Genomic DNA, 15,791 nt, shown 5'->3' with positions numbered 1-15,791 from the left:
GGGTGACACTGGTCGGGTGCCGGAACTACCCGAGGTCGAGGCGTTGGCCGAGCACCTGCGCGAGCACGCCGTGGGGCGCGTCGTCCACCGCCTGGACGTGGCGTCGTTGCAGGTCCTGAAGACGTTCAGCCCGCCGTGGACTCAGTTGCAGGGCCGCACCGTGACCGGCGCGGGCCGGCACGGCAAGCACCTGGACCTGGACTGCGACGGCCTGCACCTGGTCGTCCACCTGGCCCGCGCGGGCTGGCTGCGCTGGTCGGACACCCTGTCGGCGGCGCCGCCGAAGCCGGGCAGGGGGCCGTTGGCGCTGCGCGTCCACCTGGGTCCGCCGGGCGAGGGCCCGGGGTTCGACCTGACCGAGGCGGGCACCAAGAAGGGCCTGGCGGCGTGGATCGTGACCGACCCGACGGACGTGCCCGGCGTGGCGCGGCTCGGGCCGGACGCGCTGTCGGTGTCCCGTGAACGGCTGGAGGAGCTGTTCAAGGGCCGCACCGAGCGCCTGAAGACCGCGTTGACCGACCAGACGCTCATGGCCGGCATCGGCAACGCCTACTCCGACGAGATCATGCACACGGCGAAGCTGTCGCCCTACGCGACGGCGGGCAAGCTGAACGCCGAGTCCCTCGACCGCCTGCACGTCGCGATGGTGGACGTGCTCACCGACGCCGTGGCCCGCTCGGTCGGCCAGTCGGCGGCCCGGCTCAAGGGCGAGAAGCGCTCGGGCCTGCGGGTGCACGCGCGGACCGGCCTGCCGTGCCCGGTGTGCGGCGACACGGTCCGCGAGGTCTCCTTCGCCGACCGCGCGTTCCAGTACTGCCCGACCTGCCAGACCGGCGGCAAACCCCTCGCCGACCGAAGGCTGTCCCGCCTGCTCAAGTGACGACCAGGACCTCCAGGCGGCGGGGGCCGTGGACGCCCTCGACGCGGTCCAGCTCGATGTCGCTGGTCGCGGACGGGCCGCTGATGAAGGTCAGCGGACGGACCGGGTCCAGGCGTTCCAGCGCTTCCGGGACCGTGCCGGCGATCTGGGCCGACCGGACCACGCACACGTGGTGGTCCGGGAGCAGGGTCAGCGCGCGTCGGCCCTGGCCCGGGCCGCCGTCCAGGACGATGGTGCCGGTCTGCGCGATGGCCACCGCGCACCCCGTCAGCACGCCGTCCGCCGCGTCCAACTCCTCCACGGTGAGCGGGTCGCGCAGGACCGTCATGCCCGGCACGTCCCACGGCAGGCCCTCGGGCACGACGATCCGCTTGCCCGCCAACAGCTCCGCCAGCAGCGGCAGCACTTCCCGCTCGGTCACGACGTGCACTGTCGCGCGGTAGTGCGCGATGCGTTCCGCGAGCAGTTCCACGGACGCCGCACCGGTGCGGGCGTAATCACGGACCACCGGTGGCGTGGCGGGCTTGTCGCGCAACGCGGCCCGCACCCGACCCAGGATCTCCGCACGGCTACCGGCCACGGTTCTTCCTCCACCACTCGCGGAACGGCTCACGGGCCGGCACCGGGGCGTCCCGCGACGACGTCCACGCCGCACCCGGCCCCGGCAGCCACGAGACCCGGCCGTCGCGGGCGAACAACCCCGCCAGCGAGCCGAGCTTCTGCGCCTTCTCGTACCGGGACGCCGACGCGAACACCCACGCGGCGGCGGCCATCGCCACCGACTCCGCGCTGCGCCCCTTCGCCTCGACGGCCTCCGCCCGCAGGTGCGTCAGCACGGACGGGATGTCGATGCGCACCGGGCACACCTCGAAGCACGCGCCGCACAACGACGACGCGAACGGCAGCGACGCGGCCTGCTCGTCGTGCGGGTCGTCGACCAGTTGCGGCGTCAGGATCGCGCCGATCGGGCCGGGGTAGACCGAGCCGTACGACCGGCCGCCGGTGCGCTCGTAGACCGGGCACACGTTCAGGCACGCCGAGCACCGGATGCACCGCAGCGCCTGCCGCCCGACCGGGTCGGCGAGGGTCGCGGTGCGGCCGTTGTCCAGCAGCACCAGGTGGAACTCCTGCGGCCCGTCGCCGGGCGTCACGCCGGTCCACACCGAGGTGTACGGGTTCATCCGCTCCGCCGTGGAGGAGCGGGGCAGCAACTGGAGGAAGACCTCCAGGTCCTGCCACGTCGGCACGACCTTCTCCAGGCCCATCACGGTGATCAGCCGGCGCGGCAGCGTCAGGCACATCCGGCCGTTGCCCTCGGACTCCAGCACCACCACCGAACCCGTGTCGGCGACGGCGAAGTTGGCCCCGGAGATCGCCACCTCGCAGGACAGGAACTTGCGGCGCAGGTGGGCGCGGGCGGCCTCGGCGAGCACGCGCGGGTCGTCGGAGGACGGGTCGAGCCCGGCGGCGCGGAAGATCTCCCTGATCTCGCTGCGGTTGCGGTGGATCGCCGGCACCAGGATGTGCGACGGGCGGTCGTCGCCGAGCTGCACGATCAGCTCCGCCAGGTCGGTCTCCACGGCGCTGATCCCGGCTTCGGCCAACGCCTCGTTGAGCCCGATCTCCTGCGTGGCCATGGACTTCACCTTGACCACCTCGCGCGCGTCGCCGACCAGGTCGCGCACGATCGCGTTGGCCTCGGCGGCGTCCCGCGCCCAGTGCACGACCCCGCCGCGCGCGGTGACCGACGCCTCCAGCCGCTCCAGGTGGCGGTCGAGGTGGTGCAGCACGTCGTCCTTGATCGCCTCGCCGGCGCGGCGCAACTGCTCCCAGTCGGGCAGTTCGCCGACGGCGTCCAGCCGCCGGGCGCGGATGGTCGTGGTGGCGTTGCGGAGGTTGCGCCGCAGCTGGGTGTCGGCCAGGGCGGTGCGGGCCGCCTCCGGGAACGTCGGGCTGCCCAGCCAGGTCACCGGGTTGCGGGTGCCCAAGGCTCCTCCTCCGTGCTCGCGAGGATCTCCGCCAGGTGGACCGGGCGGACGCCGGTGCGCAGCCGGGACAGGCCGCCGCCGATGTGCATGAGACACGAGTTGTCACCGGCTGTCAGCACTTCCGCGCCGGTGTCGAGCACGCAACGCATCTTGTCGGCGAGCATGGCCGTGGACGTGTCGGCGTTCTTCAGCGCGAACGTGCCGCCGAAACCGCAGCACGACTCGGCCTGCGGCAGCTCCACGAGTTCGAGACCCCGAACCTCCCGCAGCAGCGCGAGCGGCTTGGCGCCCACACCCAGCATGCGCAGAGAGTGACACGTCGGATGGTAGGTCACCCGATGGGGGAAGTATGCACCCACATCGGTCACACCCAGCACGTCAACCAGGAACTCGGACAGTTCATAGGTGGGCGGCGGGGTCGCCCCCAGGTCCGGCTGGACGTGCCGCACCATGCCCGCGCACGACCCCGAGGGCACCACCACCGCGTCGTGCCCGGAGAACACCGAGGCGAAGCGAACCGCGAGGTCAGCGGCGTGCGCGCGGTAACCGGTGTTGAAGTGCAGCTGACCGCAGCACGTCTGGTCGAGCGGGAAGTCGACGGTGCACCCGAGGCGTTCGAGCAGCCGCACGGTCGCGCGGGCCGTGGCCGGGTACAGCGTGTCCGTCAGGCAGGTGGCGAACAGGGCGACCTTGTGCACGCTGCCCACTGTGACCCGATATTCATCGGATGTCTACCCGATCCGGTGGACGCCCCCTTGCCGAGAGGGCACAACACGGAACAGCATGGACGCCGTGCGTGACCTCCTGACCGAGCGCGCGGTCCTCGGTGTCATCGCGACCCTGGCCGTCCTGGGCCTCTTCGTGATGCTGTGCCGCGCCCGCAGGGTGAGCACCTCCGTCGAAGACGCCGTGATGGACATGCTGCACCGCATGTCCAAGGCGTCCGCCGACCTGCGCGAGGGTCTGACGCAGGAAGCCGCCGACAAGGCCACCCCGCACCTGCGCGAGATGCTGCGGTGCGTGGCGGTGGGCATCACCGACCACGAGGGCACCCTGCTGTCCTGGGACGGCGGCGCCAACGACCACTACGAGTTCCTGCGGCCCTTCATCGAGCGCGCGATCGGCGAAGTGCGCAAGGAGCACGTCGAGCACCGCAAGCTGGACTGCGAACTGCCTGGTCCGTGCACCCTTCACTCGGCCGTGGTCGTTCCCCTGATCGTGGAGAACGACGTGGCGGGCACACTGATCGTCGTCAGCGGTGTGGCGAACAAGCGCCAGATCCGGATGGCCGAGGAGACAGCGCGTTTCGTGTCCACGCAACTGGAGTTGGAAGTCCTGCAGAAGTCCCGCCAGGCCCTGGCGCAGGCCGAGGTCAAGGCGCTGCGGGCGCAGATCTCGCCGCACTTCGTCTACAACGCCCTGAACACCATCTCGTCGTTGATCCGCACCGACCCGGCGCACGCGCGGGAGCTGCTGCAGGAGTTCGCCGAGTTCACCCGCTACTCGTTCCGCACGGACGGCTTCTTCACCACCCTGGCCGACGAGCTGACCAACATCCACCGCTACATGACCATCGAGCAGGCGCGGTACGGCCCCCGGCTGAACGTGCGGCTGAAGATCGCCCCCGAGGTCCTCCAGGTCGTGATGCCCTTCCTGGTGCTGCAACCCCTGGTGGAGAACGCCGTGCGGCACGGCCTGGCGAAGAAGCCGGGCGGCGGGCTGCTGACGATCATCGCCGAGGACAACGGCGCGGAAGCGCTGATCTCGGTCGAGGACGACGGCGTCGGCATGGACCCGGACCGGCTGTTCGAGGACCTCAAGGACGCCCACCAGACCGGCGCGCACGTGGGCCTGGGCAACATCAACCACCGGATGCGGGCCGTCTTCGGCGACGCCTACGCCCTGGTCGTGGAGACCGCCCCGGACGCCGGCATGAAGATCATCCTCAAGGTCCCCAAGTACTCGCCGGGCGTCCGGACCAACCTGCCCCTGGTCCCGCCCAGGCTGGACGAGACCGCCGAGCAACCCGTCGTCCGGGCCTGACCGGCCCCCGGCCGGCGGACCGGGCTCAAGCGGCGGCCAGGGGTCAGGCGGCGGACCGGGCTCAGGCGGCGGCCAGGGACAGCGAGGCGAAGACCATCACGGCGACGACCGACCAGATGATCCACATCCAGTAGATGTGCATGGGTGTCGGGCCGTCGGCGTTGCGCCTGCCGCGCTCGTCCCACCACTCGACGTACCGCTCCAGCCACCGGATCGGGTTGAACGTCACCGACCGATGTTAGCTCCACCACCCCGGGTCGGGGGCACACGTAAGGTCGGGGGCATGAGCGTGACGGACAAGATCGCTGCCCGCCTGCCGAAGATCGTCACCGACCGGGCCGACCGCGCTCCCGTGGTGGCCGCGGTGCGCCTGCACGGCGTCATCACGCCGACGCCGACGCCGATGGCGCGCAACACGATCAACATCCAGAACGTCGAGAGCGCCCTCACCCGGGCCTTCGACCACGACCGGCTGGTCGCGGTCGCGCTGCTGGTCAACTCGCCCGGCGGCGCGCCCACGCAGTCCGCGCTGGTCGCCGAGCGCATCCGGGAGCTGGCCGCGAAGAAGCGCGTCCCGGTGCTGGCGTTCTGCGAGGACGTCGCCGCCTCCGGCGGGTACTGGCTGGCGTGCGCGGCCGACGAGATCTACGCGCACGGGACGTCCCTGGTCGGCTCGATCGGCGTGGTGAGCGCCGGGTTCGGCCTCAACGGCCTGCTGGAGCGCCACGGCGTCGAGCGGCGCGTCTACACCGCCGGCGAGCACAAGGTGCGGCTCGACCCGTTCAAGCCGGAGAAGCCCGAGGACGTCGAGTGGCTGCGCGGGCTGCACACCGACCTGCACGACCAGTTCGTCGAGTGGGTCAAGGAGCGCCGCGGCGGCAAGCTGAGCGCGGACGCCGACCTGTTCTCCGGCGAGGTGTGGACCGGCGCGAAGGCCGCCGACCTGGGGCTCGTGGACGGTGTCGGCACCCTCCGGAGCGTCGTCGCGAAGCGCTACCCGGACGCCGACGTGTCCATCGCCGAGCCCCGCCGACCCCTCCTCGCCCGCCTCGGACTCGCCGGCAGCGCCACCCGATCGGGGGACTTCCTGCTGGAGGGCCTGGCGGCGCTGGAGGAGCGGGCGCGCTGGTCGCGATTCGGCTTGTGAACGTTCACCGAGGTCATCAGGGGGTCGTGTCGCGCGACCCCGCGTAGACACGACCCCGCGCGACTGGGCAAGATGCGCGGCACAGTGAGTACCCAGGACAACGCCGGCCTCCTCGTTCTGGCGGTGGACGACGAGGCGCCCGGTCTGAGCGAGATCAAGTACCTGCTTGAGAGCAGCCCGCACATCCGCCGCGTGCTCACCGCCTTCGACGCGGCCGAGGCCCTGCGCATCCTCCGGGGTGACTACGACGTCGAGGTGATGGACCGCACCCGCGCGGGCCGCCCACCGGTCGACGCGGTGTTCGCCGACATCAACATGCCGGGGTTGTCGGGCACCGACCTCGCCCGGGTGCTGGGCGCGTTCCGCGCGCCGCCCGCGCTGGTCTTCGTGACCGGCGTGGAGCACTCGGAGGCCGTGGTGGCCTTCGAGGTCGGCGCGCTGGACTTCGTCACCAAGCCGATCAACGAGGACCGCATCAACAAGGCGATCTCGCGCGTCGTGGACCGCGTGTCGGCGACCCCGGCCGCCCAACCGGAACCCGCGCCGCAGGAACCCGCCGACGAAGAGGTCATCCCGGTCGAGCTGGGTGGCACCATCAAGCTCGTGCCCCGAGCCACCGTCCGGTACGTCGAAGCGCAGGGCGACTACGCGCGCCTGCACACCAACGACGGCCAGAGCCACCTCGTGCGCATCCCGCTGGCCCAGTTGGAGGAACGCTGGGAGAACGCGGGGTTCGTCCGCATCCACCGGTCGTTCCTGGTGGCGCTGCCGCTGGTGACCGAGCTGCGGATGACGTCCAACGGCTACGCGGTGGTGATCGGCTCGGGCGAGTCCGCGAAGGAGCTGCCGGTCAGCCGGCGGCACACCCGTGAGCTGAAGGAGCGGATCGTGCGACCCCCCAAGAGCAGCTGGGGATGAGCAGGCACTCCGGGCCGCCGGGCCAGCCGGACCAACCGCAGCCGGGGGAGCGGGACGCCTGGTTGGCGGTGTCGGCGCGCAAGAACCGCCGCCGGCGGGTCGTGCTGGCCGATCCGCGCGGTCGCGGCCGGGTGCTGCGCACGATCATCGAGCTGGAGGAGCAGACCAGCGTCGGGGAGAAGCTGATCCGCGACCTGATCAAGCAGCAGCTCAAGACCGCGTTCCTGCTCGGCGGCGGCACGTTGCTGCTGCTGGCGTCGCTGCCGGTGCTGTTCTACCTCCTGCCCGCCATCGCCGAGGTCGAGCTGCTGGGCGTGCGGCTGCCGTGGGTGCTGCTGGGCCTGCTGCCGTTCCCGCTGCTCTACGCGGTCGGCTACGCGTACCGAAGACTGGCCGAGAGCCACGAACACGACTTCGTCAGCTCGGTGGACCGGTGACCGGGAACCTGTGGAGCCTCGGGCTGGTGGGCGTCGTCGCGGCGCTGACCTTCCTGCTGGGCTACGTGGGTTCCCGACGCGCCAACACGACACCGGACTTCCTGGTGGCCCGCCGCGCCATCCCGGCCACCCGCAACGCCGCCGCGATCTCCGGCGAGTACCTGTCCGCCGCGTCGTTCCTGGGTGTCGCCGGGCTGGTGCTCAAGGACGGCATCGACGCCCTGTGGTACCCGATCGGCTTCACGGCGGGCTACCTGGCGATGATGTTGTTCGTCGCCGCGCCGCTGCGCCGGTCGGGCGCGTACACGCTGCCGGACTTCGCCGAGGCGCGGCTCGGGTCGGCGAACCTGCGGCGCTTCTGCACGTTCTTCGTGATCTGCATCGGCGTGCTGTACCTGGTGCCGCAGTTGCAGTCCGCCGGGCTGACGCTGAACACGATCACCGGCCTGCCGACGTGGCTGGGCGCGGTGGCGGTGACCGTGATCGTCGCGGTGAACGTCCTCGGCGGCGGGATGCGCGCGATCACGCTGGTGCAGGCCTTCCAGTACTGGGGCAAGCTGTTCGCCATCGCCGCGCCCACGTTCGTGCTGTTCACCGTGTTCCTGGCGGCGCCGGGCAACGGGGCGCAGGGCGTGGACGAGGGCGGGGTGCTGCGGTTCCACGAGTCGGTCGAGGTGACCACCGCCGAGCCGGTGCGGGTCCGGGTCGTGGAGCCGATGGAGCTGACGGCGCGCGGCACGGTCAACGGCGCGCCCGCCGACGGCCGCGCGTACTGGGACGTCGGCACCTACACCATCGGCAAGAACACCGAGCTGCGCTTCGAGCAGGGCTCGCCGGTCCCGGTCGTGGAGGGCGCGCCGACCGGCAACGAGCAGTGGCTGCGCCCCCAGACCGGCGGCCTGGGCGAGCTGTTCGAGACGTACTCGCTGATCATCGCGACGTTCCTGGGCACCATGGGCCTGCCGCACGTCCTGGTCCGCTTCTACACCAACCCCGACGGCAAGGCCGCCCGTCGCACGGCGCTGCACGTGATGTACCTGCTGGGGCTGTTCTACCTGTTCCCCACGGTGCTGGGCGTGATCTCCCGCCAGTACCTGCCGGAGCTGCTGGTGACCGGCAAGACCGACGCGGCGGTGCTGCTGCTGCCCGGCACGATGCAGCCGAACCTGTTGGGGCAGGTGCTCGGCGCGATCGTGGCGGCGGGCGCGTTCGCGGCGTTCCTGTCCACCTCGTCGGGGCTCGTGGTGAGCGTCGCGGGGGTGGTGTCCACGGACATCCTGCCGGGCAAGGTGCGCGACTTCCGGTGGGCGACGGTGCTGACCGGCGCGGTGGCGATCGGCCTGGCCCTGCTGCTGCCGCACGGGGACGCGTCGCTGACGGTGGCGATGTCGTTCGCCCTGGCGGCGTCGACGTTCTGCCCGTTGCTGCTGCTGGGGATCTGGTGGCGCGGCCTGACGTGGGTGGGCGCGATGGCGGGCATGCTGGTCGGCGGCGGGCTGGTGCTGATCGCGCTGGCGGTGAACGTGGTGTGCAACCTGTCGGGCTGGACGACGCCGGCGCTGTCGTTGCAGCCGGCGCTGGTGACGGTGCCGGTGGCGTTCCTGACCATGGTGATGATCAGCAAGCTGACCGGTCGGCGGCGGCCGGACGACGTGAACCAGATCCTGCTGCGCCTGCACGCGCCGGACCCGTTGGGCTTCATGCGCGACCGCGACGTGCAGCGCTTCGGGACGGGCGAGGACTCCCGGGACGGCGCCCAGCCCCGCGGCTGAGGGCGGCGCCTCCCCGCCGGGCGCGGTGCGGCGGGGAGGCGGACGCCGGTCAGAAGCCGCCGTGCTCGCGGATCACGCGGCGGGCGGAGGCGAACAACATGCCGATGTTCACCGACTTGGGGCAGACGACGACGGCGACCACGTCGTCCTCCTCGTTGTTGCGGATGAACAGGTGGGTCAGGTTGGTGCTGTTGACCAGGATCTCCTGGAAGTAGTGCTCGGCGGTGCTGACGCCGCGGCGCTCCTTGAAGATGTCCTCGATCATGGTCACCGTGCGGCCCTGGAACAGGTCGAGGGTCGCGCCCGCGAGCAGGTCCAGCACCTCCGACGGGTGGCTGTCGGTGGTCTCGTAGGCCAGGAGCATGCCGGTGGCCATGTCCACCGCGCCGGAGGCGACGCAGGAGGGCACCTCCTGGCGCAGGCGCTTCACCACCGCCCCGACGTGGTCGGACAGGTGCCGCTGGCCTTTCGCCATCGCGTTCACTTCGGTGTTCTCCCGGGTCAGAGGGTGGACAGGATGGAGTCGATGCGTTCGATCACCGGCTGGGATTCGAGGTGCAGCCGGTGGACGTCGAGGCCTTCGTCGCCGAGCACGACCATCAGCGCCATCGGGCCCACGGCGTAGACGGCCATGTAGCCGCCGCTGCTGTGCACGACGGTCTGCCGGAACGTGCCCTGGCCGATCGCGGCGGTGGTGCGGCGGGCGAGGCCGAGGTCGGCGGCGGCGAGTGCGGAGACGCCCTCGGGGTCGAGCGTCGGAGCGGTGTCGGCCGCGATGAGCAGCCCGTCGATGGCCGCGACGAGGGTGTCGGTCACCCCGGACACCCGCTCCCGCAACGAGCAGAGCTCCGCGGTCAGCGCGTCGTAGTCCACTGATGGTCCTTTCTCAGGGGGTGGGCGGGTTCTTCCGGCGGCCGAGCAGGCGGGGCAACGCCTGCCAGACCGGTGGTCGGGGAGCCGGCGCGCTCCGGCGCGGCAGGTCGGACGGCGGGGCGACCGCGGCGGCGTTCGGAACGGTCGGCGTGGTGTCGGGGGCGAACGCGGCGGCGCTCGGGGTTGCGTCCGCCGCGGTGTCGGTCGCGAACGAGGTGGCGCCCGGGGGCGCGTCGGGCGTGGCGTCGGAGGCGAGCGGGGTGGCCGGTGTCGTGTCCTTCATGGGCCGCAACGGGTTGCGGGTGGCGAGGCCGCGCGGCGGCGGGCCGGGCGGCCGTCGGTGCGCGGGGACGATCTCCAGCAAGCCCTCGGCGATCAGCCGCGAGACGTCGACGGTGACCGCGTACACGCCGCGCCCCACCAGGAAGGCGATGTCGCGGGCGGTGCGCCGGCCGGTCGCCTCGGTGAGGATCGCCCGCCGCCCGGGGTGGGCGTCCTCCGGCGGGCCGAGGCGGGCCAGGCGGTCGCGGTGCGGGGTGACCGGCACGCGCAGCGCGGCGAGCGCGACCAGCCGGCGGTGGGCCTCGGCGAGCAGCACGTCCGGGTCGATCCCGTGGTCCACCGGCAGCGCCACATCCGTTTCCCGCGGGTCGAGCACGCATTTCCCGATCCCGCCGACGACCGCCGCGAACGTGCTGTCGTGGGCGACCATCAAGGCGGTGACGTTCAGTTCCGAGAACGTGGTGCACCCGCGCGCGACCAGTTCCGCGCGGTGCGACCCGCGGCTCGCGGCGGCCCGCAGCGCGGCGGTCCAATCGGTTTCCGCGACCCGGCCGGACCGCATGAGCAGCGCGTCCGCGCCCGGCGCTCCCGGGCTGTCCGCGGCGATCACCGCCCCCTGCCGCAGGTGGCACCGTCCGCCCAGGTCACCGACCAGGTGCAGGGTGCCGGACGCGCGCTGCGCGCGGCACCGCGCGAGGGTGTCGGCGAGCACGTCGAACGCGGCTCGGTGCTGGTCCTTCAGGAGTTGCTCCGGGGTGGCTGAGCGCGACGGGATGCCCGTTCATCGAAAAGCGCGCAGGCATCGTTTCGGCTCTTACACGATGGAGTGAAAAAGAATTACCGGGTCGCATTTTGCGGGACAATGAACCCCTATGAAAGATTCATGGGCGATAAAACCGTTCATCCCGGCGCACGGTTCAACGAGGGAACGGCGGCGGGGTGACGTCACTCAATCGAGTGCTTTGACCGTCCGCAGCACGGGCGAGGTCTCGATGCTCCGGACGTGCTCCAGCGCTCCGAGCCGTTCGGTCAGGTAGCGGTGCAGGGCGGCCGGGGTCGGGCACAGGGCCTGCGCGCACAGGTTGGTCGGGCTGGCGGTGGCTCCGACGAACGCCAGTTCTCGTGCCCGGCGAGGGTCCGGGCCACGGCGTCGAGGTGCGCGGGCGCGACGGACATCCACAGCAGGGCGTGCGTGCTCGGCTCGAACAGCCGCTCGTCGACCCGCACGTCGAAGAAGACCGCACCCGCGGCCGCAGGCGCGGCGGGCGCGTGTGGCACGTCCGGCTGTGAGCGCGGCGGTGTGTTCTTCGCCACCGGGGCGAGCCCGAGCGCCGGGTCGAAGGCGGTCCCGAGAAGCCGCCGTCGTCCTCTGTCGTGTGCGCGCGACCCCGTTCGGACCTGCGCTTTGATCACTCAGAGGCCCGAAAAGATCTCGATCGGGTGAAGTTGGAACCACCGATCCGGTTATCGGTGAGGTCTGTCACCCGAACGGCACTTCGTCTCAGCATTCCTACCGCTCATCGCATCACTCGACTGTTGAGCGCAAGTCCACGTCCGGGGTCTTTCAGGCGTGACCCACGTCTCCCTACGGTGCTGCGCGTATCAGGAACGCACCAGGAGGGGTTACGTGCCGTTCACACCGCCGACAAGTGCGAGGAGGGGAACGTGAGCACCACTGAAAACACTTCAGGGGGCGCCACCCCCGCTGGGGCGACCCACGACTGGGTCGCAGTGCAGGAAAGCCCGGACTTCAAGGAGTTGCGCCGCAGGTTGCGCACCTTCGTGTTCCCCATGGCCGGCCTCTTCCTGGCCTGGTACCTGCTTTACGTCCTCCTCGCCGACTACGCGCACGGCTTCATGTCGCAGAAGGTGGTCGGCAACATCAACATCGGCCTGATCCTGGGCCTGCTGCAGTTCGTGTCCACGTTCGCGATCACCACGCTCTACGTGCGGCACGCCAACAAGCACCTCGACCCCCGTGCGGAAGCGATCCGCGAGGAGCTCGAAGGGGGTCAGGCGTGAACAACAGCAACGCCCTGCTCAACATCGGCATCTTCGGCATCTTCGTGGTCGCCACGCTGTTCGTGGTGATCCGCGCCAGCCGCAACACCAAGACCGCCGCCGACTACCTCGCCGCCGGCCGCGCGTTCACCGGCCCGCAGAACGGCATCGCGATCGCGGGCGACTACCTGTCCGCCGCGTCGTTCCTCGGCATCGCGGGCGCCATCGCGGTCAACGGCTACGACGGGTTCCTGTACTCCATCGGGTTCCTCGTCGCCTGGCTGGTCGCGCTGCTGCTGGTCGCCGAACTGCTGCGCAACACCGGCAAGTACACGATGGGCGACGTCCTGAGCTTCCGGATGCGCCAGCGCCCGGTGCGCGCCGCGGCGGCCACGTCCACCATGGCCGTGTCCTTCTTCTACCTGCTGGCGCAGATGGCGGGCGCGGGCGGTCTGGTCGCGCTGCTGCTGGGCATCACCGGCAAGGGCGGCCAGGCGGTCGTGATCGCCGTGGTCGGCGCGCTGATGATCGCCTACGTGCTGATCGGCGGCATGAAGGGCACCACCTGGGTGCAGATCATCAAGGCCGTCCTGCTGATCGTCGGCGCGGGCGTCATGACGCTCTGGGTGCTCGGCAAGTACGGGCTCAACCTGTCCGGCCTGCTCGGCGCGGCCGTCGACAACGCGCCGAAGGCCGGCGAGAAGCTGCTCGGCCCGGGCCTGCAGTACGGCAAGACCGCCACGTCCCAGCTGGACTTCCTGTCCCTGGCGCTGGCCCTGGTGCTGGGCACCGCCGGCCTGCCGCACATCCTGATGCGCTTCTACACCGTGCCCACGGCCAAGGAGGCCCGCCGCTCGGTGGTCTGGGCGATCTGGCTGATCGGCCTGTTCTACCTGTTCACGCTGGTCCTGGGCTACGGCGCCGCTGCGCTGGTCGGCCCGGACAAGATCGCCGGCGCGCCCGGCGGCGCGAACTCGGCGGCCCCGCTGCTGGCCGAGGCGCTCGGCGGCCCGCTGCTGCTGGGCCTGATCGCGGCGGTGGCGTTCGCGACGATCCTCGCCGTGGTCGCCGGTCTGACGATCACCGCGTCGGCGTCGTTCGCGCACGACATCTACGCCAACATCATCAAGAAGGGCGAGGGCGAGGACAAGGCGAACGAGGTCAAGGTCGCCCGCATCACCGCCATCGTCATCGGCATCGTGTCGATCCTCGGCGGCATCGCGGCCAACGGCCAGAACATCGCGTTCCTGGTGGCGCTGGCCTTCGCGGTGGCGGCGTCGGCGAACCTGCCGACCATCCTGTACTCGCTGTTCTGGAAGCGGTTCAACACCTCCGGCGCGCTGTGGAGCATCTACGGCGGCCTGGCGGTGACGATCACGCTGATCGTGCTGTCGCCGGCGGTGTCCGGCAACGCCAAGGCGATGTTCCCGACCGCCGACTTCGACGTGTTCCCGCTGTCCAACCCGGGCATCGTGTCGATCCCGGTGGCGTTCTTCCTCGGCTGGCTCGGCACCGTGCTGTCCAAGGAGGACGACAAGGCGAAGTACGCCGAGATGGAGGTCCGCGCGCTCACCGGTGTGGGCGCGGAGAAGGCCATCTCGCACTGATCGACGCCCGACCCGGGGCCGCCTCCGCCACGCGCGGGGGCGGCCCTTCGGCGCTTATCCCCTGTTTACCCCCTCGCATGGCAGCATGGTGGCCGTGATCCCGAGCGTTGATGTGTCGTCGGTGCCGGCCGAGCTGCCGGCCGGCAAGGTCCTGCTCGACGTGCGCGAAGCCGACGAGTGGGAGGCCGGGCACGCCCCCGGCGCGCTGCACATCCCGATGAGCGAGCTGGCGGGCCGGCTGGAGGAGCTGCCCGAGGCCGAGCTGCTGGTCGTGTGCCGCGCGGGTGGCCGGTCGGCGCGCGTCACCCAGTACCTCAACGCCAACGGCTGGGACGCCACCAACGTCGACGGCGGCATGCAGGTGTGGGCCGCCGAGGGCCGTCCGCTGGTCAGCGAGCGGGCCGGCGTGGAGCCGGAGGTCATCTGACGTGGCGTTCCAGCCGATGCGCGTGGACTGGGTGGCGAGCCCGCCGGCCGGCGCCTACCCGCACCGTCGGCTGGCCCCGCCGCCCCGCCCGTACGCCGGTCCGCCGTCCTACCCGGTGCCGCCCCGGTGGGGGTTCCCGCTGCTGGCGTGGCGCTGGCCCACGTCGGTGACCGGGGACGCCGCCGAGGTCGACTCGGTAGAGCAGGTCCAGCGGCTGGCGCGCACGGCGTTCCACGTGCTCGGGCTGGCCGCGCTGACCCTGCTGTGGGCGGCGGGCAGCGAGATCTGGCGGTACGTGCTGCTGCTGCAGAGCCGGTACGGGGCGTTGTCGCCGACCACCGTGGACGTGTCGGACGCGATGCTGCGGTCCGCGTCGGTCCTGGCGTTGATCATGGTCGTGGGCGGGGTGGTGTTCACGCTGCTGTGGCTGCGCCGGGCGCGTGCCGCCGCCGCGTCGGCTGCCGGCTACGCGCCGTCCCGGTCGGACACCGAGGTCCTGGTCGGCGTGCTGGTGCCGGGGGTGAACCTGGTGCTGGCCGGGTCCGTCGCGGCGGAGCTGGAGCACGCGGCCCTGCGCCTGCCCGCGTCGGCGCGGCCGTCGCCGTCCCGGCTGGTGCGCTGGTGGTGGGGGCTGTGGGTGGCCGCCGGGCTGTGGACGGTGTTCACGGTGGCGTGGTCGTTCCGGTCGAGCGTGCAGGCGCTGGCCGACGGGGTGCTGTTCCACGCGGTGTCGGACCTGCTGGCCACGGCCGTGGTGGTGCTGACCATGCTGCTGGTGCGGCGGATCACGACGTTGCTGCTGCCGGTCGCGCCCTCGACGTTGCGCCGGATGCGGGTGGTGGAGCTGCGCGACGCGCCCGCCCCCGAGCTGCGGGCCGTCCGCTCGCACGGCTCGCCCCGTTAGGTCTTCTCGAACCCGCTGGTGAGGGCCGGCCGCCGACCCGCGCGGCCGGCCCTTCCGGTCAGCGCGTCGTCGTGGTCGGCAAGTGCGTCGTGGTGGTCGGCCGTTGCGTCGTGGTGGTCGGCCACCGGGTCGTGGTGGTCGGCAGCTGCGTCGTCGTGGTCGGCGCGTTGGTCGTGGTCGGCAGCTCGGTCGTGGTGGTCGGCCGCGGGGTGGTGATCGGCCAGTGCGTCGTCGGCTCGCCCGGTCGGGTCGTGGTGAGCGGCGGGCTGGTGGTGACCGTCGGCGGGAGCGTCGTGGACGCCGGGCTCGTGGTGGTGGTCGTCGGCCTGGTCGTGGTGCCGACCACGCCCCCGTCCGCCGATCCCGAGGCGAGCGCCGTCCAGGTCACGCCGCCGGCGGCGACCACGCCCAGCGCCAGCGCGGTCGCGACCGCGGTCCGGCGGGAACGGAAGGTGAAGCGCATGGAGTCCTCCTCGTGCTGGTGGGCCCTCCTGCCCACGTGATCTCCATGC

The 15,791-nt window shown here is 71.6% G+C and carries 19 protein-coding genes; 12 read left to right on the top strand and 7 right to left on the bottom strand.

Annotated elements, in window-relative coordinates:
* Positions 1-16: 16 nt before the first annotated feature.
* Positions 17-880, top strand: a complete 864-nt coding sequence (locus ABD126_RS11310) for an Fpg/Nei family DNA glycosylase (RefSeq protein WP_343933723.1) — start codon at positions 17-19, stop codon at positions 878-880.
* Here ABD126_RS11310 and ABD126_RS11305 read toward each other — a convergent pair.
* Genes ABD126_RS11305 through ABD126_RS11295 form a run of 3 tightly spaced genes read right to left on the bottom strand, consistent with a single transcriptional unit; the run spans position 873 to position 3,566 of the window.
* Positions 873-1,460, bottom strand: a complete 588-nt coding sequence (locus tag ABD126_RS11305; protein WP_343933722.1) for a LutC/YkgG family protein — start codon at positions 1,458-1,460, stop codon at positions 873-875. The two genes, ABD126_RS11310 and ABD126_RS11305, sit on opposite strands and share 8 nt — an antisense overlap.
* Entirely contained in the window at positions 1,450-2,868 is a 1,419-nt protein-coding gene (locus ABD126_RS11300; RefSeq protein WP_343933721.1) for a LutB/LldF family L-lactate oxidation iron-sulfur protein, read from the bottom strand. The genes ABD126_RS11305 and ABD126_RS11300 overlap by 11 nt, the downstream gene beginning before the upstream one ends.
* Positions 2,847-3,566 carry a (Fe-S)-binding protein gene (locus ABD126_RS11295; RefSeq protein WP_343933720.1) on the bottom strand — a complete coding sequence of 240 codons (720 nt, stop codon included), beginning with the start codon at positions 3,564-3,566 and terminating at the stop codon, positions 2,847-2,849. The genes ABD126_RS11300 and ABD126_RS11295 overlap by 22 nt, the downstream gene beginning before the upstream one ends.
* A gap of 85 nt (positions 3,567-3,651) precedes the next feature.
* Between ABD126_RS11295 and ABD126_RS11290 the strand changes: the two genes are divergently transcribed.
* Positions 3,652-4,911 carry a sensor histidine kinase gene (locus ABD126_RS11290; RefSeq protein WP_343933719.1) on the top strand — a complete coding sequence of 420 codons (1,260 nt, stop codon included), beginning with the start codon at positions 3,652-3,654 and terminating at the stop codon, positions 4,909-4,911.
* A gap of 61 nt (positions 4,912-4,972) precedes the next feature.
* On the opposite strand, the gene ABD126_RS11285 is transcribed toward ABD126_RS11290, so the two are convergent.
* The gene (locus ABD126_RS11285) at positions 4,973-5,140 is read right to left on the bottom strand and encodes a hypothetical protein (protein WP_343933718.1); all 168 of its coding nucleotides are present in this window, start codon (positions 5,138-5,140) and stop codon (positions 4,973-4,975) included.
* Positions 5,141-5,194: 54 nt separating this feature from the next.
* On the opposite strand from ABD126_RS11285, the gene ABD126_RS11280 reads away from it, so the two are divergent.
* From ABD126_RS11280 to ABD126_RS11265, 4 genes are all read left to right on the top strand, one after another.
* Complete coding sequence (locus ABD126_RS11280; protein ID WP_343933717.1) at positions 5,195-6,058, top strand: S49 family peptidase; 864 nt, start codon at positions 5,195-5,197, stop codon at positions 6,056-6,058.
* A gap of 72 nt (positions 6,059-6,130) precedes the next feature.
* Positions 6,131-6,976: a LytR/AlgR family response regulator transcription factor gene (locus ABD126_RS11275; RefSeq protein ID WP_343933716.1), complete on the top strand. Its 846-nt coding sequence runs from the start codon at positions 6,131-6,133 to the stop codon at positions 6,974-6,976.
* On the top strand, positions 6,973-7,413 hold the full coding sequence (locus tag ABD126_RS11270) for a hypothetical protein (RefSeq protein WP_343933714.1): 441 nt from the start codon (positions 6,973-6,975) through the stop codon (positions 7,411-7,413). The genes ABD126_RS11275 and ABD126_RS11270 overlap by 4 nt, the downstream gene beginning before the upstream one ends.
* Positions 7,410-9,185 carry a sodium/solute symporter gene (locus tag ABD126_RS11265; RefSeq protein WP_343933713.1) on the top strand — a complete coding sequence of 592 codons (1,776 nt, stop codon included), beginning with the start codon at positions 7,410-7,412 and terminating at the stop codon, positions 9,183-9,185. The genes ABD126_RS11270 and ABD126_RS11265 overlap by 4 nt, the downstream gene beginning before the upstream one ends.
* Before the next feature lie 49 nt (positions 9,186-9,234).
* On the opposite strand, the gene ABD126_RS11260 is transcribed toward ABD126_RS11265, so the two are convergent.
* Genes ABD126_RS11260 through ABD126_RS11250 form a run of 3 tightly spaced genes read right to left on the bottom strand, consistent with a single transcriptional unit; the run spans position 9,235 to position 11,052 of the window.
* Entirely contained in the window at positions 9,235-9,660 is a 426-nt protein-coding gene (locus ABD126_RS11260; protein ID WP_343933712.1) for a hypothetical protein, read from the bottom strand.
* 26 nt (positions 9,661-9,686) lie between these two features.
* Positions 9,687-10,058, bottom strand: coding sequence for a roadblock/LC7 domain-containing protein (locus tag ABD126_RS11255; RefSeq protein ID WP_343933711.1), 372 nt, complete (start codon positions 10,056-10,058; stop codon positions 9,687-9,689).
* A gap of 13 nt (positions 10,059-10,071) precedes the next feature.
* Positions 10,072-11,052, bottom strand: a complete 981-nt coding sequence (locus ABD126_RS11250) for a hypothetical protein (RefSeq protein ID WP_343933709.1) — start codon at positions 11,050-11,052, stop codon at positions 10,072-10,074.
* A 410-nt stretch (positions 11,053-11,462) separates the two neighbouring features.
* Between ABD126_RS11250 and ABD126_RS11245 the strand changes: the two genes are divergently transcribed.
* The 6 genes from ABD126_RS11245 to ABD126_RS11220 all read left to right on the top strand — a co-directional run bounded on the left by ABD126_RS11245 (position 11,463) and on the right by ABD126_RS11220 (position 15,782).
* A complete protein-coding gene (locus ABD126_RS11245) occupies positions 11,463-11,630 on the top strand; it encodes a hypothetical protein (protein WP_343933708.1) in 168 nt (55 codons plus the stop codon).
* Between the two features lie 375 nt (positions 11,631-12,005).
* Positions 12,006-12,362: a DUF485 domain-containing protein gene (locus tag ABD126_RS11240; RefSeq protein WP_425542786.1), complete on the top strand. Its 357-nt coding sequence runs from the start codon at positions 12,006-12,008 to the stop codon at positions 12,360-12,362.
* Positions 12,359-13,948 (top strand): solute symporter family protein, encoded by a 1,590-nt coding sequence (locus tag ABD126_RS11235; RefSeq protein WP_343933707.1) that lies wholly within the window; start codon positions 12,359-12,361, stop codon positions 13,946-13,948. The genes ABD126_RS11240 and ABD126_RS11235 overlap by 4 nt, the downstream gene beginning before the upstream one ends.
* A gap of 85 nt (positions 13,949-14,033) precedes the next feature.
* Entirely contained in the window at positions 14,034-14,375 is a 342-nt protein-coding gene (locus tag ABD126_RS11230; protein WP_343933706.1) for a rhodanese-like domain-containing protein, read from the top strand.
* A gap of 1 nt (position 14,376) precedes the next feature.
* Positions 14,377-15,279: a DUF4328 domain-containing protein gene (locus ABD126_RS11225; RefSeq protein WP_343933705.1), complete on the top strand. Its 903-nt coding sequence runs from the start codon at positions 14,377-14,379 to the stop codon at positions 15,277-15,279.
* Positions 15,280-15,350: 71 nt separating this feature from the next.
* Positions 15,351-15,782, top strand: a complete 432-nt coding sequence (locus ABD126_RS11220) for a hypothetical protein (RefSeq protein ID WP_343933704.1) — start codon at positions 15,351-15,353, stop codon at positions 15,780-15,782.
* Positions 15,783-15,791 lie beyond the last annotated feature (9 nt).

Source organism: Saccharothrix mutabilis subsp. mutabilis, from assembly GCF_039521145.1.
Taxonomy (GTDB): domain Bacteria; phylum Actinomycetota; class Actinomycetes; order Mycobacteriales; family Pseudonocardiaceae; genus Actinosynnema; species Actinosynnema mutabilis.
The sequence above is the reverse complement of the archived record's forward strand: the minus strand, read 5'-3'. Positions and strand labels throughout refer to the sequence as shown.